Consider the following 22,624-nt stretch of genomic DNA (forward strand, 5'->3'; position numbering starts at 1 on the left):
ATTCAACTTTCGCAAGTACGATATATGACTGATTTACAACAAAAAAGCAGCACAATAATTTGGTTAAGATCCTGATATTCAGTATCTTTATGTCGCCAAACAATCCCAAACGATTATGCTGCGGTTTAAAGATACTGTAATACTTTCAGAGATTAATGGCTTTTTTACTTCAAGTGAAAAAGCGATGGATACAATTTTTACCACGATACGTTCATTGACATTTTCGGATACAAAATTTGGGTTTTCACAAGCCTGTAATCATAAGTACACCAATCACGGAAAACTTGCTTTATTGCTGTTGTTTCCTTTTTTTGAAGTTAAAACATCATGGCATTATTCGAATTCCGGTTTAAGCCGTATTCTATACTGCGGTAAAGATGTATTTTATCGACTCCTGAACGATTCCTCCATCAACTGGCGTAATTTGGCATATAGCCTGAATATGCAATTGATACGTAAGGTGCAGAAAAGTACGGATTCGACAAATTTAAACCCGACCTGTTTGATTTTCGATGATACTGATTTGCCCAAGACTGGTCGCAAGATTGAGTTGATTAGCAGAATTTATTCGCACGTAAGCCATACGTTTAATATCGGGTTTAAAGGGCTTTTCATGGGGTATCACGATGGAAAGAGCTTCTTCTCTCTTGACTTTAGTTTGCATGGCGAGAAGGGTAAAAATCAAAGCAAACCTTATGGATTCACCCCGATCCAAATCAAAAAGCAATACGCAAAGAAACGACACAAGACGAGCATGGGAAGTGAACGCGTCAACGACTACCATTTGAGTAAAATTGAGTCCATGATCAAGATGATTCGCTTGGCTATCACCAAAGGCATTCGCTTTGATTATGTGCTTACTGACAGTTGGTTTACCTGTTTTGAATTGATCAAATTCATTGTTACTCGCCGTATCGGCTGCCACTTCATTGGCATGATCAAAATGGGAAAAACTCGATATGAGGCCTTCGGCAAAAGCCTGACATCGAAAGAAATCATTGATTTACTGCGGCGTAAGAAAAAGACCAAACGTTCTAAGCTTATCGGTTACTATTACGCTGAAACCATTGTTGACTTTAAAGGGGTTCGCGTAAAGCTCTTTTTTTGTAAAGCCTCCCACAAAGGCAACTGGAATGGCATGATGACCACCAATACAGAACTAACTTTCGAACAAGCGTATAAAATCTACTCGACTCGCTGGTCTGTGGAGGTTTTTTTCAAAGAAAGCAAGCAGCACCTTGGCTTGGGTAAATGCCAGTCGCAGGATTTTGATGCACAAATTGCATCGACGACGCTTTGTATGGTTCAATATAACATTCTTTCGGTCATTAAGCGGGTCAATGACTATGAAACACTCGGTGAACTATTTAGAGCATCACAGAAAGATGCCCTAAAACTAACCATTGCCGAGCAGGTATGGCTAATAATCACGGAGATATTGAGTGAATTGTCCGAAATGTTTAATGTCGAAATCGAATTGTTAATGGAAAAATTATTTGCTGAAAATGATAAACTTACAAGATACTTAAATCTCAACAGCCTATTACAGGCAGGTTGACAGAGCTTGCGAAAGTTGAATGATTTATTGAAATTGCACTTTGTAAATCCACTTAAAGCCCCAACGGGGCTGAATCCCTCTTATGTGCTGCGTCCAAAAACGCTTTCGCCCCTTTGGGGCTTGTTCTTTACCTCTCTTTTTCCCAGGGCTACGCCCTGGGCTCGATGCTTACGCCCCTTAGGGGCTATACGGCCTAACCTTTATGTAGGCGTTTTAACTGATATTGTTCATGTGTCTATTTCAAAACATCTAAATAGTTGATGCTTTTGAGTTATTGTTCATTGTCGTTTTCGTCACCTATTTTGCCAGCTTGCCACAGAGGGTATTTTTTTGCCAGCAATGCCATGAGTCGGCTAATTGATCGGACGGCTTCGCGGGTGCCGGAGCTGATCTCTTTTCCTTGTAATTTGAGCAGGAACGAGCTGTAGATGGCTGTCAGGCAAGTGTCGATTTCATTGCCGGGTGTTTGACCCATTTTGCGCTCAAATTCAATGATAAATGGGGCTGTTTGGTAATATTGGTTGCGGTAGGCAGCCTCCCTGACGTCCTTCATCAATGTCATGTGCAGTTGGTGCAAGTCGTTGACGGTGTTAAGATTGATTTGAAGATGCCCGCTTTGTTCTTTTTTTTCCAGTCGCATCATTTCCACCAGGTTTTCCCACCAATCGCGAATTTCAAGCAAGAGGTCGGCCGGTTGGTCATGGTATTGGGTGATGATGTTTTGGTCGATTTTCTGCATGTCCAGATTGTTGGCTCTAATCAGGTCTTCAACCTGCCACATGTAGAGCATGTATTCAATGATGTTCTCTTTTTTCTTTGTTTGAGCAATAATCATGTTGATGTCATTTTTACGTGATGGTGGATTGCCTTAGGGGGGATGATGATTAAGAGTCGTGCTCCTCTTCTTCGTCCCAGTCGGATTCGAAGAGGTCATCCAGGTCGCGACGTTCTTTTTTTGTCGGACGTCCCAATCCTTTGGGGCGGTTGAGTGACTGAGCCATTTTGGCCATTTCCAATAGTTGGAGCTGTTCGGGGGTGGTGACGTCTTCCAAAAAATCGGGAACGAGCTTGGCTCCCATTCGGTTGCCCGATGTTTGCTTTACACGGAAGCTTCGGGTGATGGGCGGTTGGCGGAGTTCAAATGTGTCGCCCGGTTTTATCATGCGCGAGGCTTTGAGGGGTGACCCGTTGATCGTCACCCGGTTTTTTTCGCAGGCTTCGGCGGCTAGGCTTCGTGTTTTAAACAGGCGTACGGCCCATAAAAACTTATCGATGCGGACGGGTTCGTTGGTTTTCATGTATTTATTAGTATCAAGACATAAGTATCAGGAAGCAAGACTGAGATAGGGATTTTCATTTTCCAGTGTTCACGGGCTTGCTTTTGTGTGTCATGGCATCTCGTTATTTGTTGTTGAATTGGGTCATGGTGAGCTGGGTGCCGATGGTGCCAAAACTTTTAATCATTTCAATGGCCAGGTCGATTCGCGTTTTGAGTGCTGCTTTTTCATCGGCATTCCATTCGCCCAGTACGTAATCTATTTGGCGTCCTTTGGGGTAATCGTTGCCAATGCCAAAGCGAATGCGCGAATAGTTGCTATGTCCCAAGGTGGCTTGTATGTGTTTGAGTCCGTTATGTCCCGCATCACTGCCTTTGGGCTTGAGGCGTACCGTGCCAAAGGGAAGTGCCAGGTCGTCCACCAGTACCAAGAGGTTTTCGACAGGGATTTTTTCGGTCTGCAGCCAATATTGTATGGCGTTACCGCTCAGGTTCATGTAGGTATTGGGTTTGAGAAGGATGAATGTGCGCCCCTTAAATCGATAGGTGGCTATGCTGCCGTAACGTTTTTCTTCAAATTTTAAATCTTCCTTATCAGCCAGGATGTTTAGAATGTCGAATCCTATGTTGTGCCGGGTGTTTGTGTATTCACTGCCAATATTGCCCAGTCCGGCGATGAGATATTTCATGGTTGGTAGAGATTTTTTTGTTTCAGGATTGGCAAAGTTAGTAAAAGGAGTTGTGATGGAGAAAAGCAATGGCTGGGGACAAAAAAACCTCCATGCGCGTGCATGGAGGTTTTTGGGAATCGCGATGCGATGGATTATTTTCCTTGCTGAGCGGCACGTGCGGCACGAGTCAGTTTCACTGCAACCACAACGGCATTTTTAGCGTTCAGAATTTCGATGTTGTCAAAAGCCAACTCTTTTACCTGAATGGTTTTACCCAATCCTAAGCTGTCGATTTTAATCTCCAGGTTATCGGGCATGTCTTTGGGCAACGCTTTCACGCGCAATTTGCGCAATTCGAGTTGCAACTTACCACCGGCCTTCACACCTTCGGCAAACCCCGACAAAGTAACGGGAATTTCCATTGTGATGGCTTTGTCGTTGTTGATGCTCAAAAAGTCAACGTGCTGAATGGCGTCAGAAACAGGGTGAAATTGAATGTCCTGCATGATGGCGCTGTAGGTTTTGCCATCGATGTTCAGATTCACCAGGTACACGTTGGGCGTGTAAATCAGGTGACGGAATTCTTTTGCAGGAGCCGAGAAGTGTACGTTACCTTCTGTTCCGTAAAGAACGCAGGGAACCATTTCTTCGGTGCGCAATTGCTTGGTGGCTGATTTGCCCAGGTTGGCTCGTAATGAGCCGTTCAATTCAATCGTTTGCATTGTATAAGTTTTAGTTGTGCTACTCAAAATCAGCCCGATAATCGGGTCGATCTCCCATCACACGGGAAGCCAAAATGGCGGCTGCAAATTTATAACTTTAGTTGATAAATTGTGCGCTGATGGATTGATAATTATAAACTTTTTCGATGGTGTCGGCAAAAACCTGTGCTACTGAAAGGACTTTAATTTTGTCGCTCTCCTTTTTCAAAGGGATGGTGTCGGTGACATACATTTCGGTGAGTGCCGAGTTGTTGATGTTGTCGTAAGCTTTGCCCGAAAGCACGGGGTGAGTGACAAAGGCACGCACGCTTTTGGCACCGTCAGCCATAATCACATCAGCAGCTTTTGAGAGAGTGCCGGCAGTGTCGGCCATGTCGTCAATCAGGATGACGTTTTTATCTTTCACATCACCAATAATGCGAATTTCGTCCACCACGTTGGCTCTTGAGCGTTGTTTGTACCCGATCACCATGGGAGCGCCCAGGAATTTTGAGTAGGTGTTGGCACGCTTGGTACCCCCCACGTCGGGCGAAGCAATAACCAGGTTATCGAGGTTCATGCTGCGGATAAACGGCACGAAAATCGACGAGGCATAAAGGTGATCGACCGGAATGTTAAAGAAACCCTGAATTTGATCGGCATGTAAGTCCATGGTGATAATGCGATCCACGCCGGCCGCGGTGAGCATGTCGGCAACCAGCTTGGCGCCAATGGAGACGCGCGGCTGATCTTTACGATCCTGACGAGCAAAGCCAAAGTAGGGAATCACCGCCACAATTTTGTATGCCGAGGCACGTTTGGCGGCATCAATCATCATCAGCAATTCAAACAGGTTGTCGGTGGGCGGGAACGTCGATTGCATCAGGAATACATGCGAACCCCTGACGGTTTCCTCGTAAGCGGTAGCGAATTCGCCATCGCTGAAGTGGATGCAATTGATTTTGCCTAAATCTCTGCCCGAGCAAAGACTGATTTTCTCTGAAAGATAGAGTGTGTTTCTTCCCGAAAAAAGCTTGATGGGTGCTTTTGGTGGCATTTTGATGGTTTGTATGGATTGATTTTGATGCCGCAAAGATATTTAAATTGCGTGTGAATTGATTGCTACTTTTTTATGAAATCATTGACCTAAATCGTGTTTTTCCTCACGTGGGGGGAGAACCCAGTTTGCATTCAGTTCATCAATGTATTGCAATATTTCTTCTTTTCCTGTTTTGTGACTTGATGAAGAAATGAAGAAATGGGGCATTTCTTCCCACTCCTGAAGCATGACATCGGCATAGTGTTTAATATTGTCTTGCAATGCCTGTGGTTTAAGTTTGTCGGCCTTGGTGAAAATAAGCGTGAATGGTATTTGTTTCTTTCCCATTTCGCGCATAAACTCAAGGTCAATTTTTTGTGGCGCTAGCCGTGAGTCAATCAGGATGAAAAGGCACTGCAGGTTGCTGCGTTGAGTCAGGTAATGGTTGATGATGGTGGTGAAGGTGGCCTTGAGACGTTTGCCCACCTTTGCGTAACCATATCCGGGCAAATCGACCAGATACCAGTTTTTGTTGATTAAAAAGTGGTTGATGAGCTGCGTTTTGCCGGGGGTGCCCGATACTTTGGCCAAATGACTGTGGTTGCACAGCATGTTGATGAGCGACGACTTGCCCACGTTTGAGCGTCCGATGAAAGCGTATTCGGGGAGCGTTGGGGTAGGGCAACGGCGTGCATCGCTGTTACTAATTACAAATCGGGCTTCATTAATTTCCATTCAAAAAAGTTTTGTGCAAAAATAGACATCCTCAACGAATTATATGTGTGAATGATCATTTTGCAGGAAAGTTTCTCATGAACGATGTTTAATTTTGTACATTGAAAAAGGGGGCGAAGCTTCGTATGAGCCATTGTTGCTCTGATGATTGTGCTTACTCTAAATAAATGGTTATTTCAAAAAAAGCAAATATAATGAACACACTTTATCCACTGAAGTTTCGACCTATCTTAAAAGATAAAATTTGGGGTGGTCACAAGTTGCAGGCATCCTTTGGGAAACAAGCACCCGAATTGCCCAATATCGGCGAGAGTTGGGAAATATCGGGGGTTGAAGGGAGTGAATCGGTGGTGAGCAATGGCTTTCTCGAAGGCAATACCCTTAACGAGTTGGTTGAAACCTATATGGGAGATTTGGTTGGCGACAGCGTGTTTGAGCGTTTTGGTGAGCAGTTTCCCCTGTTGATAAAGTTTATTGATGCGGCTGATGATTTGTCTATTCAGGTTCATCCCGATGACGAAATGGCCATGGATCGACATCAGTCGTATGGCAAAACTGAAATGTGGTACGTGATGCAGGCCGATGCCGGTGCTAAGCTGATATCGGGATTTGCCAGGTCGGTCACTCGCGATGAGTATCTGAAGCATCTCGAACATAAAACATTGAACCAGATTTTGGGCTATCACGAGGTTACTCCGGGCGATATTTTTTTCATGCCATCGGGGCGTGTGCATGCCATTGGGGCAGGCATTTTGCTGGCCGAAATACAGCAATCGTCTGATGTGACTTACCGGATTTATGATTTTGACCGGCGCGATGATCAAGGCAACTTGCGCGAGCTGCATACTGAACTGGCTCTTGATTGTATTGATTTTTCAGAGTTAAAGGATGCCAAAACTGTGTGTCAGCCACAGGCAAACCGATCTGTCAGAGCTGTGGAATGTGATTATTTTACTACTAATTTATTGCATTTGACCATGCCGGTGGTGAAGGATTATTATCCCATCGACTCCTTTGTTATATATGTGTGTGTTGAGGGTGAGTGCTTTTTGCAGTACGGTGATGCACAAACGCTTGGATTATGTTGCGGTGAATCGGTGTTGGTTCCCGCCTCTCTCAACGATGTAACGCTGGTGCCCGCACCCACGGCCAAATTGCTTGAGGTTTATATCGATTCGGAAAGAGTATAACCCCCTTTTAAATCATCGAAAGTGGATGTTGAAGCTTGTCTTTGGCATCCATTTTTTGTTTCGAGATGTCACAATTTGCAAATTTTGATTCCATGTCGATTCGTGAAGAGAAGATGGCGTAAGACGATGAGGGAGGTGATAAGATACAGCAAGATTTTTAGAGCTGAATTCTTTGTTTCTTCAGTCTCGTCTATCAGTCTGAAGTTTAATGATTTTCTCATTTTTTGTCTGAATGTCATTAAGGATATGACATTGAAGTGAGATTCAAACGAATAGATGGTTGTTAAAATCTCAACACACATAATGGTTTTTAAACATTTCTCTTTAAAAATTACTTGTCGATTAAAAATGTTGTATTTTTGCGTCGACAAAAAATGTGTTAAAAAAGAAATCATAACAAAATAAGACGGTAGAACATGAGAGTTTCAAAGTTTGGCGGTACATCTGTTGGTTCTGCTCAACGGATGATGGAAGTGGCTGGTATCATTAATGATGGTGTTTCCAAGGTGGTGGTGCTTTCGGCAATGTCGGGAACCACAAACAATTTGGTTGAAATTGCCAGCCATCTTTATAAAAAAGATCAGCAGTCGGCAGCAGATGTGATTGCCCGACTGGAAAAGAAATACATCACCGAGGTGGAAGCTCTGTATTCAACACCGGCGTACGTTCAAAAAGGAAAGGATTTAATCAAAAGTCATTTCGACTATCTCAAGTCCTTTACCATCGATATGTTTACCGTTTACGAAGAGAAAGTGATTTTGGCACAAGGGGAGTTAATTTCCACAGCCATGTTTCAATATTATCTCGAAGAGCAGGGCCGTTCGTCGGTGTTGCTGCCGGCACTTGAGTTCATGCGTACCGATAAGCACAACGAGCCGGACATGACTTACATTCAAGAGAATATTGCCCGTGTGATGGCGCCATTTAAAGGAGTTGAAACGTTTATTACACAGGGGTATATTTGTCGCAACGCCTTTGGTGAAATTGATAACCTGCAGCGTGGCGGGAGTGATTATACTGCATCGCTCATTGGCGCGGCCATTAATGCCTCTGAAATTCAAATTTGGACCGATATTGACGGGATGCACAACAATGACCCCCGTTTTGTGGAGGGTACCAAATCCATTTCAGATTTGTCGTTCGACGAAGCTGCAGAACTCGCCTATTTTGGAGCAAAAATTCTGCATCCCACATGCGTGTTGCCGGCTAAGGACAAAAATATTCCGGTTCGATTGCTCAATACTTATGAGCCACAGGCTCATGGCACGCTTATCTCGGGCAACCAAATTAAAAACCGAATTGCCGCTGTGGCCGCCAAGGATGGCATTACTGCCATCAAAATTAAATCGAGCCGCATGTTGATGGCTTATGGCTTTATGCGTAAGGTATTTGAGATTTTTGAGAGTTACAAAACACCCATCGACATGATTACGACTTCTGAAGTGGGTGTGTCACTGACCATTGATAACGACCGCAACCTCCCCGAAATAGTTGAAGATTTGAAGAAGTTTGGAACCGTAGAGGTTGATACCAACCAAGTTATCATTTCGGTGGTAGGAGATTTGGTCGCCGATACCAAGGGTAATGCCGATAAGGTATTCCATGCATTGCGCGAGGTGCCCATTCGTATGATTTCTTATGGAGGCAGCAATTACAACATTTCGTTGCTGATTAATGCTGAGGACAAAAAAGTTGCATTGAACGCTTTGAGCCAAGGATTGTTTTAATCATGTGCCAACTATCTTTTTGATGGGATTGGGCAGATTAGACCATTGTCGTCACTCTTTTTTTAATTTTATTTCATTCAAACGAATTTGTTTAAAAATACATCAGCATGGGATCAAAATTTCCGGTTGCACAATGGGAACAGCAGCCGACACCGTTTTATTATTACGATTTAAAATTGCTAGGAGACACCCTTGATACGGTGATGCACGAAGCTGGCAAGTATGGTTATCATGTGCATTATGCCATGAAGGCCAATGCCAACGATGGTTTGCTTAGCGAAATGCAGCAACGTGGCCTGGGCATCGATTGCGTGAGTGGTAATGAGGTGCGCAAAGCCATTGAGTTGGGTTTTGATTCTTCAAAGGTGGTGTACGCAGGTGTTGGAAAAGCCGATTGGGAAATCAATCTGGCTTTGGATGCGGGTATTTTTGCTTTTAATGTCGAGTCTATTCCCGAGTTGGAAGTTATTAATGAATTGGCCGGCAAAAAGGGAAAAAAGGCATCGGTTGCTTTGCGTATCAATCCTAACGTAAATGCCAATACGCATCATTATATCACAACCGGGTTGGAGGAGAACAAGTTTGGCATTAACCTTTGGGATGTGGAGAAGGTGGTGAATACCATTGCCGGTTTATCGAACATACAGTTGGAAGGACTGCATTTTCATATCGGGTCGCAAATAACCGATTTGGAACCCTTCAAAGGGTTGTGCATTAAGGTGAATGAATTGCAAGATTGGTTTGAAGAACGTCATATTGCGTTGAAAGTCATTAATGTGGGTGGCGGATTGGGCATCGATTACCATGAGCCCGATATGCACCCCATGCCTAACTTTAAGGCCTATTTTGAGGTTTTTCATCAGAACTTGCAACTCCGTCCGGGGCAGGAAGTGCATTTCGAATTGGGGCGCTCCCTGGTGGCTCAGTGTGGATCGTTGATCACTCGCGTTTTGTATGTCAAAGAAGGAGTGAACACCAAGTTTGCCATTGTTGATGCGGGGATGAACGACCTCATTCGTCCGGCGCTTTATCAAGCTTATCACAAAATCCAAAACCTCACCTCGAATGGCGAAATTGGGAAGTACGACGTGGTAGGACCGGTGTGCGAATCGTCCGATTGTTTTGGCAAGGCAGTAGATATGCCTTATACCAAACGTGGCGATATCATTGCTTTGCGTTCCGCCGGAGCGTATGGCGAAATCATGGCTTCGCGATATAATCTGCGCGAGTTTGCCAAGTCGGTTTATTCTGAATAAATTGAAATAGAATATCACATAAAGCCCCGCGAGTAAAATACTTTCGGGGCTTTAATATTATCCTATCACAAAGTCCACACATGCCCGGTTTTCTTTGATTTCGCCAATGATGCGTGCTACGGCCACGTGATCGGGATGAATGGCGTAGCGGTGCAGGTCATCCATGTTGTCGAATTCGGTAATGAGCGCCATGTCGAACGATTCGGAAGGGTTGGCGTTGATGCCCACCTCGATGTGGCGCAGAAAGTCGAGCTTGTTTTTTAAGTCCAGCAATGCCGTCTTAATGTTGTTGAGTTTTTCGTTTTTTTCTTCTTCGCCTTCAAACGTTTTGAATTTAAAAAGGACTACGTGTTTGATCATTTCAATGAATGTTGATGTGATTAATATTTTGTTTGCTGCAAAAATAAGCAATCACTCCGCTCATTCTAAACAAAAGGCATCATTTTCCCGTGCTTTTTTATCATCTTAGCATCACGAATCAATTTTAAAGTGGTTATGCTTGATCAAACACGCATCGAAGACATCCTGTTTCTGGATATTGAAACAGTACCCCAGTGGGAGGATTTTCGTCAGCTCGACGAAACATCAAAGGCTTTTTGGGATAAAAAGTCGGCCTATTTTCGGAAAGAGGATCAGTCACCGGCCGACGTTTACGAACGCGCCGGTATTTATGCTGAGTTTGGGAAAATTGTTTGTATTTCAGTGGGATCCGTCATCGTGAGGGGTGGGGTGAGGCTTTTTCGATCCAAATCCTTTGCCGGGCACGACGAACAGCAGCTCTTGGCCGAATTCGGACGCATGATTGATAAAAGCTTTTCGTCTGATCATCCACGTTTTACCAATCTGTGCGGTCACAATGTCAAAGAGTTTGACATCCCATACATTTGTCGTCGCATGCTCGTCAATGGGGTTCCCATTCCAACCGTGTTGGATGTTTCAGGTAAAAAACCCTGGGAGGTGCGCTTTCTCGATACGCTCGATTTGTGGAAATTTGGTGATTACAAAAACTACACATCGATGGCTTTATTGACTCATATATTTGGCATTCCCACGCCTAAGGATGACATTGATGGAAGTCAGGTGGCCAAAGTGTACTATGGCGAAGGCGACTTGGAACGCATTGCCATTTACTGCGAAAAGGATGTGTTGGCGACCGCTCAGTTGTTGTTGAGGTTTAAAGGCGAACCATTGATTGACCCGTTGAATGTGGAGCGCGCCGTTTAAGGTGTTCATCCATTGATGAATGTATTAATGGCATTTAAAACCAATTCAGGTTTTTCGGCATGCAACCAATGGCCTGCTTGGGGAATGGTGATGAATCGGGCATTTGGAAATAATTTGCGGGTGGGGTCAATGTCCTTATCCTCAATGTAAAGTGATCGTTCTCCCCTAATGAAAAGGCACGCATTCGTGAATGGGGTCGCACGGAGGTTTGTGAATCCGTCGGCGATTTCTGTTAGGTTTTGATATAGTGCTTCAATGTTGAGTTTCCATGCAAAGGTATTGTCCTCGTTTCGTTTGACGTTTTTTAGAAGGAATTGTCTCAGCATGGCGTTTGGGATATATTCTTCTGCATGTTTTTCAATCTCCTGACGTGTGAGGCAATTGGAGATTGGGATGGCGCGTAGAATATTAATCAGATGGTCGTGTCGGTTTTCAATTTGTTTATTGTCAAGCCAGTGTGTGTATGATACAGGGGCAATGTCCACCACGATGAGTTTTTTGACTTTTTCGGGATATTTCAATGCTAAATGCATCACCGCTTTACCTCCCATCGAGTGCCCAAGGAGGTGTGCCGAGTCAATCCCCAAGTGGTTCATTGTGTCCAGCAAATCATTGGCCAGTTCCGGGTAATTGTGGGCGTGATGGTGTGGCGAAGCCCCGTGGTTGCGAAGGTCGGGCAGCACGATCTGGTAATGAGGTGCCAGGCTTCGTGCCATACTTGTCCAGTTGTCGCCTGAGCCATACAGGCCATGAACCATCATTATCCAAGGGCCGGATGTGCCATATGTTTTGTAGTGGAGATGCATGGTGCGTGTGTTTCAGAAAATAACAAACCCCTGTCGTGAAATGTTCTCAACAGGGGTTTGTGGTGCAATGTAAAGGCTGTTATTTCTTAATCAGCTGGTCTTTGTACATGATGATGGTTTGCTCCAGTCCATAATACAGGGCATCACAAATGAGGGCATGCCCAATGGACACTTCCTTGAGGAAGGGAATTTTTTCATTGAAAAAGCGCAGGTTCTGGAGATTCAGGTCATGTCCCGCATTGATGGTTAAGCCCAGCTTTTTTGCCTGATTGGCGGCCTCTACGAAAGGCGCCACCGCAGCTTCTCGGTCTTTTTCATAACCTTTGGCATACGGCTCAGTATAGAGCTCAATGCGATCGGTATCCGTTTTTGCTGCGTAACTAATCAGTTCAGCCACAGGGTCTATAAAGATGGATGTGCGAATGCCTGCTTCTTTAAAGGTGCCAATTACATCTTGTAAAAAAGTCAGGTGGGTGATGGTGTCCCATCCCGCATTGGACGTGATGGCATCGGGGGCATCGGGAACCAGGGTCACCTGATGAGGTTTAACCTTTTTGACCAGTTCGATGAACTTGGGCGATGGATAACCCTCAATGTTAAACTCCGTCCGGATGAGTGGGCGGATGTCGGTGACATCTTTATAGCGAATGTGGCGCTCGTCGGGGCGCGGATGAACCGTGATTCCTTCGGCACCAAAGTTCTGGATGTCATTGACCGCCTTCAGCAGGTCGGGCATGTTGCCGCCCCTTGAATTACGGAGGGTTGCGATTTTGTTAATATTGACACTCAGTTTTGTCATGAGCAAATACTTGTTTTAAATCAGGTGTGTGAGGATAAATAACCGCTAAAATGTTTGATTGTTTTGGCAAATTAGGGTAATTTTATCAACAAGATCAGGCCTTGATCATCGGGCAAAAATAGAAAGTATTTCGTTATTGATGCGATATGTTGGCAAAAGATTTATACTCGGATGTGATTCCTTCGCTGAAAACTTCTGATACAGGGTTGGATGCGCTCAACTGGATGGAGGTGTTCAGGGTGTCGCATTTGCCCATTGTCAACAATCGGGTTTTCTTAGGACTCATTACTGACTTGGATATATATGATCTGAACAAGGCCGACGAGCCGTTGGGAAACCATACGATGTCGTTGATGAAGCCTTATGTTTTTTATTATCAGCACATTTATGAAGTGGTGGCATTGGCGGCTCGATTAAAACTAACGGTGGTGCCAGTTCTCAACGAACAAATGGAATATCTGGGGGTGATTTCGCAAAGTGAACTGTTGCATCGAATGGCCGATATTATTGCCGCTCACACTCCGGGAGGGATTATTGAGTTGGAATTGGGGCAACGTGATTATTCTTTGGCTGAGATATCCAGAATTGTTGAAGACAGTGATGCTAAAATTCTGAGTTTGTACGTGAAAGAGAATCAGGAGACCAACAGCTTGCATTTGTGTATCAAGCTAAATAGAACTGATTTACGTCCGGTGTTGCATGCCTTTGATCGTTACGGCTACAAAATCAATGCTTCATTTTCGGAAAATGATTTGCTTGATGACGGCGCTATGAAAAACTACGATGCGTTGATGATGTTTTTAAATGTGTGAGGTAAGGGCCTAACAAATAGGGGGTTGGTATATGTGTGGGAGCAGGTCATTACGGTGGATGGCAGGGATGTTATTTCTCTTTTTGGTTGGTTTGGCCGAAGCCGCTTGTTATGACCCTTTGTTATTTGAAAAGCACCTTTCCTCAGAGCAATCGCTGGTGATTGGCCAAATTCAAGTGTCGGGTAACGAAACGACCCGTTTGCAGGTGATCATGAAAGAGTTGCCGTTTCGCTCCGGTGATACCATTGCATCTGATGAATTGATGCGTTTGGTGGAGTTGGGGCGTCAAAATCTCTTGAAAACTTCTTTATTCAATTTTGTTTATGTCAATACTCAAAGCGATTCGTTGTCAACGGTCGATGTTTCTATCCGTGTCGAGGAGCGTTGGTATTGGTGGGTGTTTCCAATTATTGAGCCGGCAGATCGGAATGTGGCCTCGTTTTTTGGAAATGGCAATTGGGACATGATGAATTATGGCGCCTATGTGCAGCGTGATAATTTTAGAGGGCGGCAGGAGATGTTGAAGTTTCGTTTGCGCGTGGGTTATGCCAATCAATTGGCGGTTCTCTTTCAGTCGCCTGAGTATAAGCGTAAAACCGGGTGGGGCATGGCTGTTAATTACAATGTCTTTGATCATTTGCCGGTATTTACGCTCAATGATCAACCGGTTTATTATAAGAATGCCGGAAACGCCGTTCATCGTTATTTTAATGCGTCGATGTATTTGCAGTATCGGCCACAGTTAACTGTTCGGCATACCCTTGAATTGAATGTTTTTTCACATCGTGTTTCCGATACCATTTTGGCGCTCAATGCCAATTTTTTCCCACATCAGCATTCATGGTTCGATTACCTGACCTTGACGTACAGTTTGGGTCGTGATGTGCGTGATAGCAAGCCGTATCCGTTGAGTGGGAATTATCAAAATTTTCGTTTAACCAAAGCTGGGCTGGGGGTTTATGAGGGTGAGCCTGATTTTTGGACAGCTCGTCTTCGGATTAATAATTATTGGCCGTTGAAGAAGCGTTTTTATTCATCGATCGAAACCATGGGAGAGGTGTCATCGCAAACTGATTTGCCTTATGTGGTGAAGAGTGGATTGGGGTACCGTGATTTTTTGCGTGGATATGAGTATTATGTGGTCGATGGTTCTATCACGGCCATGGCCAAAGCCAATCTTTTATTTGAATTGTTACCCACCCGGGTGGCTTATTGGAATTTTATCCCCACGCCCAAATTTTCAAAAATTCATTATGCCATATACTTACGCGGTTTTATTGATAATGGGTATGTGGTGAAGCAAAACGCTCATCCACTCAATCGGATGGTAAATTCTCATCAATATGGTTGTGGTTTGGGGGTTGATTTTGTGACTTTTTACGACAAAGTGTTCAGTTTTAATTATGCGGTTAACCGATTTGGAGAGCATGGTTTTTATTTTCATTTGAACCTTTTGTTGGAGTAACTCATGTGGTGTGCTGAAGCGTTTTGGTGGTTAGAAAATACTCAGCAATTATTTTGACATTCAAAATAATCATGCTTTTGAGAGATAAAATTATCCTCTTGGTTTGTTTCATGGCTCCCATCGATTGCAGATTCGCAACTTCCTGTTAGTTTTACATGCTTTTCTTTTTGACGTGGCCGGGAGTCGGTTCACAATTGGGAAGGTTTCATTTTAAACGTACAGGCGTGAAGGTTGCTGTTTTTGGAAAGCGGTTTGAGGCGAGTTTTATGCCGCATTGTATCGATCTTTTTCAGTTTCTCGATGACAACGGGTGTCATGTGTGGATTTATGCCCCATTTCTTGATTTTTTGGAACAAGAAATGGGTTTCCTTCCTCGGGTGGCCGGATGTTATTCCGATGCAGCCGGTTTGAGTGGTTGTGAGTTGTTGTTGTCCATTGGTGGCGACGGGACCATTCTTGAAGCTGTCACATTGGTTCGAGATTCGGGTATCCCGGTGGCCGGTATCAACAGCGGGCGATTAGGTTTTTTGGCCGATGTATCAGGCGAGGAACTGATTCCGGCCATGACGGACATCCTTCAAAAAAACTATCATATTCGCGAGCTAAACCTCTTGCAGGTGGAGACGAGCGGTGGCGATTTTGGGGAACTTAATTTTGCGCTCAATGAGTTGTCGATTGCCAAGCGCGACAATTCGTCGATGATTACGGTGCATGCCTGGTTGAATGGCGAATTTCTTAGTTCTTATTGGTCCGACGGGCTCATTATTGCCACGCCGACGGGGTCGACGGCCTACTCCTTGAGTGTGGGTGGTCCCATCATGCATCCGCAGGCACAAAGTTTTGTGATTTCGCCCATCGCTCCCCATAACCTGACTGTTCGGCCATTGGTAATCCCCGATCACTTTGAGATGGAATTAAAGGTGGATGCTCGTGGTGGTAAATTCATGGCCTCGCTCGATTCGCGCAGCCGGGTGATGGATCAGGAAACGATTATTAAGGTGCGTAAAGCTGGCTTTAGCGTACGCATGATTGTGCGGCAGCCCAATTTTTACTGCACTTTGCGTAAAAAATTGATGTGGGGAGCCGATGCCCGAAACTGATTTCGACTTGTTCTTTTTCATGTGGTAACAATAAATGAAACGGTTTTGGGTTTGTTAAAATAAGTTCTTTTGAACGCTATGATGGTGCTCATTTGGGTGTTGTTTGATTTAAACATGCTGTTGGTTGAGCATTTGCCATGAAGCCGTCATGAAATATTAAGTTTGTAAAACCATTATCCCTTGGGGCGGATGCTCCGAAACGATACATGTCAGTAAATCAATATCAATTCATACGAGATGGTCTTTTTCTAAACCGATTTTTCGGTGAGGGAAAAAGATGTTTCGGGGCATTGGGTAAATCAATGGTCAACGGACGATTGAGTGCCTTGGGATGGGCTATCATGTTGGTGTTCATAGTGATCACTTCGGAACGGTCACATGCACAGCGGCGAGTTGATTTGGGTGGTTTCCTGGGTGCCTCGTATTATCTGGGCGATTTGAATCCGTCGGTTCATTTCAAAAATTCTCATCCGGCCATTGGGGGGTTGTTGCGTTACAATATTTCGTATCGGTGGGCGCTTAAGGGGGCTTTAACGGTTGGCGCTATCAGTGGGTATTATCCAGTGAATGAAGTGGTGTTAAAGCCGCTAAACACTGATACCTATCGTTTCAAGCGAACCATGGTGGATTTATCAGGAATGATAGAATTTAATTTTATTCCGTTTGACCACCCGTTTATCGAAAATTCCAATCTGACGCCTTACCTGACCACAGGTGTGGCAGTCACGCAATATCGACGATATGAGGTGGATGAAAGCGGTAACAATGATAAGTCGGTTTTTCTATTATCTTTGCCGTTCGGTTTGGGTGTTAAGTATAAGATAACGGACTGGATTCGAGTGGGTGCCGAGTGGACGTTGCGAAAGACATTTGTTGACGACCTGGATTTGACTACGTCACAACCCTCGGTTGATCCTTCTGATCCTTACGCTTTTCACGAGGCCGTTAAATCACACAACAACGATTGGTACTCCTTTGCCGGTGTCATTGTGTCGTTCAGCATGTTCGACCGAAAGACATCATGCAACGCAGGGTATAAGAAATTTTGATGAACGTATGTCGCTGAAGGATCAATTGGTGAAGGAGAAACTGCCGGTGCACGTGGCGGTGATCATGGACGGAAATGGCCGATGGGCTCGCAAGCGCGGTAATTCGCGTGTGTTTGGCCATCGCAACGGCGTCCGGGCGGTGCGTGCCGTAACCGAAGCTTCTGCTGAATTGGGGATTGGTTATTTGACCTTGTATGCTTTCTCGACTGAGAATTGGAACCGTCCCAAAGCGGAAGTGGATGCCTTGATGGCTTTGTTGGTGAAAACCATCAGTTCTGAAACCAAAACACTGATGGATAACAATGTGCAACTCAATGTCATTGGATGTCGGGAGTCGTTGCCGTCAGGCGTTTTGAAGCAGTTAGAAAACTGTATTTCTCAAACTTCTGCCAATACAGGACTTGTGTTGACATTGGCCTTGAGTTACAGTTCCCGATGGGAAATACTGGAGGCGATCAAAAATATTGTGAGAGATGCCAAGACTGGACAAGTAACGGAAGAACAGATAGATGCCGATCTGTTTGGGCAATATCTTTCCACTGCCGGGATTCCCGATCCTGAATTAATGATCCGTACCAGTGGTGAGAACCGCATCAGCAACTTTTTGCTATGGCAATTGGCTTATTCGGAGCTATATTTTAGTGACGTGCTATGGCCCGATTTTAATAAGGAAGAATTTTATAAGGCGTTGCTGGATTTTCAGGGGCGTGAACGGCGGTTTGGAATGATCAGCGAACAAATTAAAAAGTAACAAAGAATGCAATACCGGATTTCTATCTTCTTCGTTCTGGCTTTTGTTTTAATGACTCTGCGGGGATTTGCCCAAGAGTCGCTCCCCAATATCTCATACTCAGGGACACCCAAGAAATACGAGATTGCCGACATCACCGTGGTGGGGGTTCAAAACTATGATCCGGCCATCCTGGTCAATTTGTCAGGATTGCGCAAGGGGCAAACCATTAGTGTGCCCGGTGACGAAATCACACAAGCCATCCAAAAATATTGGAATCACGGTTTGTTTTCCAATGCTAAAATTGTTGCCTCCAAAATTGAAGGACGCCAAATATGGCTCGAAATTCAGCTTTCGGAGCGTCCTCGCTTGAGCGAAATTATTTATTACGGGCTTAAAAAGGGTGAGATAGAGACCATTTCCGAGAAGGTGGCCATGATGAAAGGATCGCAGGTGACTCCATTTTTGGTGAATCGTGCTGAGAAATACATCAAAGATCACTTTGTGGAAAAAGGCTTTTATAATACCGAAGTTAAAATATTTCAGCGCGACGATACCACCAAAGTCAATCATGTGATATTGGAAATTACGGTCGATAAAAAAGAAAAGGTAAAGGTGAAAACCATCACCATTACCGGTAATCAAATTTTTACCGCTCGTAAGCTCGACCGAGCCATGAAAAAAACCAATGAAAAAGGTAAGATCCTCAATTTCTTTAGGACTAAGAAATTCGTGATTGAGAAATACGAAGAGGACAAAGTGGCCATGATTGATAAGTATAACGAAAAAGGTTACCGCGACGCACGAGTGGTTTGGGATTCAATTACCCGTAACGACGACAATACGGTAAACGTTCGCATTCATGTTGAGGAAGGTAAGAAATACTTTTTTGGCGACATCAGCTGGGTGGGCAATACCATTTATGCATCAGATTATTTGAGCCAAAATTTGAAGGTGAAAAAGGGTGATGTGTTTAATCCCAAGTACCTTGAAAAACGATTGAGTACGGACGAGGATGCTGTGAGCAACCTATATATGGACAACGGGTACCTGTTTTCGAGCATTACACCGGTTGAAATCAGTGCCAATGGTGACACCATTAACCTGGAGATGCGGGTGTTTGAAGGACCTCAAGCCACCATTAACAATGTGGTGATCAACGGTAACACGAAGACACACGAACATGTGGTACGTCGCGAAATTCGGACCAAGCCCGGTCAGTTATTCAGCAAATCAGAGTTGATTCGTACCGTGCGTGAGTTGGCTCAGTTAGGGCATTTTGACCCCGAAAAGATTTCGCCCGATGTGCAGCCCAATCAGGAAGAAGGCAACGTTGACCTGGTGTATAATCTCGAAGAAAAGGCCAACGACCAAATTGAGTTGAGTGGCGGTTGGGGTGCCGGTATGTTTGTGGGCAGTTTGGGATTGAAGTTTACCAATTTCTCGGTTCGCAATATTTTTAACGGAGAGGCTTGGCGTCCGTTGCCTACCGGTGATGGGCAAACGCTCTCGTTGCGTGCGCAAACCAATGGTTCATATTATCAAACCTACAGCGCTACGTTTGTAGAGCCATGGTTGGGTGGTAAAAAACCCAATTCATTAAGCTTGTCGGTGTACTATTCAAAAATGACCAGTATGTCGTCGAGTATGTATGGCAGTTATTATAGTTCATACTATGGGAATCAGCAGGAGGACGATCGGTTCATGAAAGTGTTTGGTGCTTCGATAGGTTATGGCAAGCGTCTCACCTGGCCCGATGACTTCTTCACTATTTATGCTGAATTGGGATATCAGTACTATAGTTTGAAGGATTGGACATCGATGTTTATCTCTGATGGTAAATCGAATGTGATTACCCTTGGTTTGACATTGAGTCGAAACTCCTTGGACAATCCCCTTTACACCCGTTCGGGTTCTAATTTCAGCATCGGAACCAAGTTTACACCTCCTTTTAGTTTGCTGATTGATAAGGATTATAATACGCTTTATAAGCGAGCCAATGATGGTACTTCGACCAATGCTTCAAAGGCAAAAACCGAATTGTATCAGTTTGTGGAATATCACAAATGGTCGTTTAAAGGTGAAATGTTCAAGCCATTGGACAATCGCTCAAAACTCGTATTGCGCGGAAAAGTTGAAGGTGGATTCTTGGGATATTACAACGAGAGCACTAAGTCGCCCTTTGAGAAATATTATGTGGGGGGTGATGGCATGTCGGGATACAGCATGTACGGAAGCGAAACCGTGGGCGTACGTGGATATGAGAATTCCTCTTTAACGCCTATCAACAATACGGGTCAGTACGATGGTAACATGTACACCAAAATGACCATGGAGTTGCGTTACCCCATTACGTTGCAGCCTTCGGCTACCGTTTATGCTTTGGCATTTGCCGAGTCGGGAAATGCCTGGACCGAATTTAAGGATTATAATCCCTTTAACTTGTACCGATCGGCCGGTGTTGGCTTGCGCATCTTTTTGCCCATCTTTGGGTTGATGGGTATTGACTGGGGTTATGGCTTTGACGAGGTGGCCGGACGTCCCACGGCCAATGGCAGTCAGTTCCACTTTGTGATTGGTCAAAGTTTTTGATAACCTTCAATTATTTGGTGCGGTTTTTGTCTGAATGAGCTTTGTTTAAAACTCATTCCATGATGTAACAAGCCATGACGAACCTGTCGATGTGCAGGTGTAAGTTTGTTGGTGAGTTCCATCTGGTCATTGAAAATCAAATTATAAACAGATGAATCAATTCTTCAACCAAAGGATGAAATCATTTGCCGGTCAACGCAGGATCGTTGGTTTGGTGGGTGTGAAGCTGGCTGTGATGCTGGTGTTGTTTCTGACGTCGTGGTCTGTTGACGCACAAAAATTTGCGTTTGTTGATACCGATTATATTCTTAAGCGGGTGCCTGCTTACGAAGCTGCTCAGGAACAGCTCAATGTGGCTTCTCAAAAATGGCAGCAGGAGGTCGAAAAATCTTTTCAAGATGTGAGTGCGTTGTATAAAAGCTATCAAACTGAGAGTGTGTTTCTTTCGCCCGAGATGAAAGCCAAGCGCGAAAACGAAATTGTAGAAAAGGAAAAGCAAGCCAAACAGTTACAGCAAAAATATTTTGGCAACCAGGGCGAGTTGTTTAAAAAGCGAGAGGCGCTCATTAAGCCCATTCAGGATGACATTTACTCGGCCATTTCGGCTGTTTCGAACGAAAAGGGACTCTCGGCGGTGTTTGATAAAGCCTCCAATGTAGGCGTTCTTTTTACTGATCCCAAAATCGATATCAGTGATGAAGTGATCAAACAGATGGGACTGTGATTGGTTTTATCGTTTAATTTTATATGTTTGTATCACTCAAAAATTAGGCAGTTGGCCCAATTGTTATTATCTATTTGAAATTTATGAAATTAAATCGCATTGTCGTGTTGTGTTTGCTGGCTGCCGGTTTGACTGTTCAAGCTCAGCAAAAATTAAAGTTTGGCCATATCGATTCGGAAGCTTTATTTTCCGCACTGCCTGAATTGGCTAATGTTGAAACGCAAATGGATGCTGAGTATAAAAAGTATGAGTCGCAACTGACCACTATGCAAGAGCAACTTCGCAACGATCAGCAGAAGTACATGGAGGAAGCAAAAACTTTGAGTGCAGACGTGCGTAGTGAGCGCGAAAAGGCGCTCATGGAAATGAATCAGCGGGTTCAGACCTATTATTCTCAGGCTCAGCAACAACTTCAGGCTAAGGAACAGGAGTTGAAAACACCCTTGATTAAAAAAGTTGAGGACGCCATAAAAGCTGTGGGTGAAGAGAATGGTTTTATTTTCATTTTTGAAGAAAAGGCAGGATTGGCCGTTTATCATTCCGAGAAGAGCGAAGATGTGGCTCCTTTGGTTAAGTCAAAGTTGGGTATTAAGTAAATAATCTTGTAAAGAAATAGATATGAAGTTTTTAAAATATTCATTGCTGGTTGCATTGTTTTGTGTTGCAGGAGCCCTTTCGGCTCAGGATTTAAAGTTTGGACATATTGATGTGCAAGGACTCATCACTCAGTTGCCTGATAAAATTGCAGCCGATCAGGCTTTGCAAAAACAAGCCACAGATCTTCAAAATAACCTGAAGGTGATGACTGAAGATTTGGAGAAGAAGTACACCGAGTACCTCGAGCAACGCGAAACCATGGATGAGTTGATTCGTGCCACTAAGGAGAAAGAGATTCAGGATTACGATCAACGCATTAAGAATTTTAACATGCTGGCTCAACAAAACTTGCAAAAGAAAGAGCAGGAGTTGTTACAACCCATTATTGAGAAAGTTCAAAAGGCCATTGATGCAGTAGGTGCTGAAAATGGATTGATTTATATTTTTGATGTGAGTTCGCGTGTGGTGATTTATCATTCCGATAAAAGTATTGATTGTGCACCGTTGGTGAAAGCTAAGTTAGATATCAAATAATTAGTTGATTCATATTATTCACAAGAGGGGACCCATTGG

General features: G+C 44.2%; 23 protein-coding genes. 14 read left to right on the plus strand and 9 right to left on the minus strand.

The window, feature by feature from the left end; translation table 11 throughout:
• Positions 1-115 precede the first annotated feature (115 nt).
• The gene (locus tag LX69_RS06805) at positions 116-1,558 is read left to right on the plus strand and encodes an IS4 family transposase (RefSeq protein ID WP_111445080.1); all 1,443 of its coding nucleotides are present in this window, start codon (positions 116-118) and stop codon (positions 1,556-1,558) included.
• A 271-nt stretch (positions 1,559-1,829) separates the two neighbouring features.
• Here LX69_RS06805 and LX69_RS06810 read toward each other — a convergent pair whose 3' ends face one another.
• The 6 genes from LX69_RS06810 to yihA all read right to left on the minus strand — a co-directional run bounded on the left by LX69_RS06810 (position 1,830) and on the right by yihA (position 5,980).
• The gene (locus LX69_RS06810; protein ID WP_111445081.1) at positions 1,830-2,393 is read right to left on the minus strand and encodes a DUF4924 family protein; all 564 of its coding nucleotides are present in this window, start codon (positions 2,391-2,393) and stop codon (positions 1,830-1,832) included.
• 49 nt (positions 2,394-2,442) lie between these two features.
• The gene (locus tag LX69_RS06815; protein ID WP_111445082.1) at positions 2,443-2,856 is read right to left on the minus strand and encodes an RNA-binding S4 domain-containing protein; all 414 of its coding nucleotides are present in this window, start codon (positions 2,854-2,856) and stop codon (positions 2,443-2,445) included.
• A 103-nt stretch (positions 2,857-2,959) separates the two neighbouring features.
• Positions 2,960-3,523: an aminoacyl-tRNA hydrolase gene (gene pth, locus LX69_RS06820; RefSeq protein ID WP_111445083.1), complete on the minus strand. Its 564-nt coding sequence runs from the start codon at positions 3,521-3,523 to the stop codon at positions 2,960-2,962.
• A 134-nt stretch (positions 3,524-3,657) separates the two neighbouring features.
• Positions 3,658-4,227, minus strand: coding sequence for a 50S ribosomal protein L25/general stress protein Ctc (locus tag LX69_RS06825; RefSeq protein ID WP_111445084.1), 570 nt, complete (start codon positions 4,225-4,227; stop codon positions 3,658-3,660).
• Between the two features lie 97 nt (positions 4,228-4,324).
• Positions 4,325-5,263, minus strand: coding sequence for a ribose-phosphate pyrophosphokinase (locus tag LX69_RS06830; RefSeq protein ID WP_111445194.1), 939 nt, complete (start codon positions 5,261-5,263; stop codon positions 4,325-4,327).
• A gap of 81 nt (positions 5,264-5,344) precedes the next feature.
• The gene (gene yihA, locus LX69_RS06835) at positions 5,345-5,980 is read right to left on the minus strand and encodes a ribosome biogenesis GTP-binding protein YihA/YsxC (RefSeq protein WP_111445085.1); all 636 of its coding nucleotides are present in this window, start codon (positions 5,978-5,980) and stop codon (positions 5,345-5,347) included.
• Positions 5,981-6,174: 194 nt separating this feature from the next.
• Between yihA and LX69_RS06840 the strand changes: the two genes are divergently transcribed.
• The 3 genes from LX69_RS06840 (at position 6,175) to lysA (ending at position 10,153) form a co-directional block, all read left to right on the plus strand.
• Positions 6,175-7,170, plus strand: coding sequence for a type I phosphomannose isomerase catalytic subunit (locus LX69_RS06840; protein ID WP_170124272.1), 996 nt, complete (start codon positions 6,175-6,177; stop codon positions 7,168-7,170).
• 416 nt (positions 7,171-7,586) lie between these two features.
• A complete protein-coding gene (locus tag LX69_RS06850) occupies positions 7,587-8,897 on the plus strand; it encodes an aspartate kinase (RefSeq protein WP_111445087.1) in 1,311 nt (436 codons plus the stop codon).
• A gap of 107 nt (positions 8,898-9,004) precedes the next feature.
• The gene (gene lysA, locus LX69_RS06855) at positions 9,005-10,153 is read left to right on the plus strand and encodes a diaminopimelate decarboxylase (RefSeq protein WP_111445088.1); all 1,149 of its coding nucleotides are present in this window, start codon (positions 9,005-9,007) and stop codon (positions 10,151-10,153) included.
• Between the two features lie 57 nt (positions 10,154-10,210).
• On the opposite strand, the gene LX69_RS06860 is transcribed toward lysA, so the two are convergent.
• Positions 10,211-10,513 (minus strand): Dabb family protein, encoded by a 303-nt coding sequence (locus LX69_RS06860; protein WP_111445089.1) that lies wholly within the window; start codon positions 10,511-10,513, stop codon positions 10,211-10,213.
• Positions 10,514-10,648: 135 nt separating this feature from the next.
• Between LX69_RS06860 and LX69_RS06865 the strand changes: the two genes are divergently transcribed.
• A complete protein-coding gene (locus LX69_RS06865; RefSeq protein ID WP_111445090.1) occupies positions 10,649-11,377 on the plus strand; it encodes a 3'-5' exonuclease in 729 nt (242 codons plus the stop codon).
• Between the two features lie 5 nt (positions 11,378-11,382).
• On the opposite strand, the gene LX69_RS06870 is transcribed toward LX69_RS06865, so the two are convergent.
• Positions 11,383-12,183, minus strand: a complete 801-nt coding sequence (locus tag LX69_RS06870) for an alpha/beta fold hydrolase (protein ID WP_111445091.1) — start codon at positions 12,181-12,183, stop codon at positions 11,383-11,385.
• A 79-nt stretch (positions 12,184-12,262) separates the two neighbouring features.
• Positions 12,263-12,982 carry a pyridoxine 5'-phosphate synthase gene (locus LX69_RS06875; RefSeq protein WP_111445092.1) on the minus strand — a complete coding sequence of 240 codons (720 nt, stop codon included), beginning with the start codon at positions 12,980-12,982 and terminating at the stop codon, positions 12,263-12,265.
• Between the two features lie 146 nt (positions 12,983-13,128).
• Here LX69_RS06875 and LX69_RS06880 point away from each other — a divergent pair, with 146 nt between their 5' ends.
• From LX69_RS06880 to LX69_RS06920, 9 genes are all read left to right on the plus strand, one after another.
• Positions 13,129-13,794 carry a CBS domain-containing protein gene (locus LX69_RS06880; protein WP_111445093.1) on the plus strand — a complete coding sequence of 222 codons (666 nt, stop codon included), beginning with the start codon at positions 13,129-13,131 and terminating at the stop codon, positions 13,792-13,794.
• Positions 13,795-13,852: 58 nt separating this feature from the next.
• A complete protein-coding gene (locus LX69_RS06885; protein WP_170124273.1) occupies positions 13,853-15,259 on the plus strand; it encodes a BamA/TamA family outer membrane protein in 1,407 nt (468 codons plus the stop codon).
• A gap of 224 nt (positions 15,260-15,483) precedes the next feature.
• A complete protein-coding gene (locus LX69_RS06890) occupies positions 15,484-16,359 on the plus strand; it encodes an NAD kinase (protein WP_111445095.1) in 876 nt (291 codons plus the stop codon).
• Positions 16,360-16,661: 302 nt separating this feature from the next.
• Entirely contained in the window at positions 16,662-17,408 is a 747-nt protein-coding gene (gene porG, locus LX69_RS06895; protein WP_170124274.1) for a type IX secretion system protein PorG, read from the plus strand.
• Between the two features lie 7 nt (positions 17,409-17,415).
• Complete coding sequence (locus LX69_RS06900) at positions 17,416-18,159, plus strand: isoprenyl transferase (RefSeq protein WP_111445097.1); 744 nt, start codon at positions 17,416-17,418, stop codon at positions 18,157-18,159.
• 6 nt (positions 18,160-18,165) lie between these two features.
• Positions 18,166-20,730, plus strand: a complete 2,565-nt coding sequence (gene bamA / locus LX69_RS06905) for an outer membrane protein assembly factor BamA (protein WP_111445098.1) — start codon at positions 18,166-18,168, stop codon at positions 20,728-20,730.
• 151 nt (positions 20,731-20,881) lie between these two features.
• The gene (locus LX69_RS06910; RefSeq protein ID WP_245934957.1) at positions 20,882-21,454 is read left to right on the plus strand and encodes an OmpH family outer membrane protein; all 573 of its coding nucleotides are present in this window, start codon (positions 20,882-20,884) and stop codon (positions 21,452-21,454) included.
• Positions 21,455-21,537: 83 nt separating this feature from the next.
• Positions 21,538-22,050, plus strand: a complete 513-nt coding sequence (locus LX69_RS06915; protein WP_146260662.1) for an OmpH family outer membrane protein — start codon at positions 21,538-21,540, stop codon at positions 22,048-22,050.
• A gap of 22 nt (positions 22,051-22,072) precedes the next feature.
• Entirely contained in the window at positions 22,073-22,585 is a 513-nt protein-coding gene (locus LX69_RS06920) for an OmpH family outer membrane protein (RefSeq protein ID WP_111445100.1), read from the plus strand.
• Positions 22,586-22,624 lie beyond the last annotated feature (39 nt).

The organism is Breznakibacter xylanolyticus, assembly GCF_003254275.1.
GTDB classification, from domain to species: Bacteria; Bacteroidota; Bacteroidia; order Bacteroidales; family Marinilabiliaceae; genus Breznakibacter; species Breznakibacter xylanolyticus.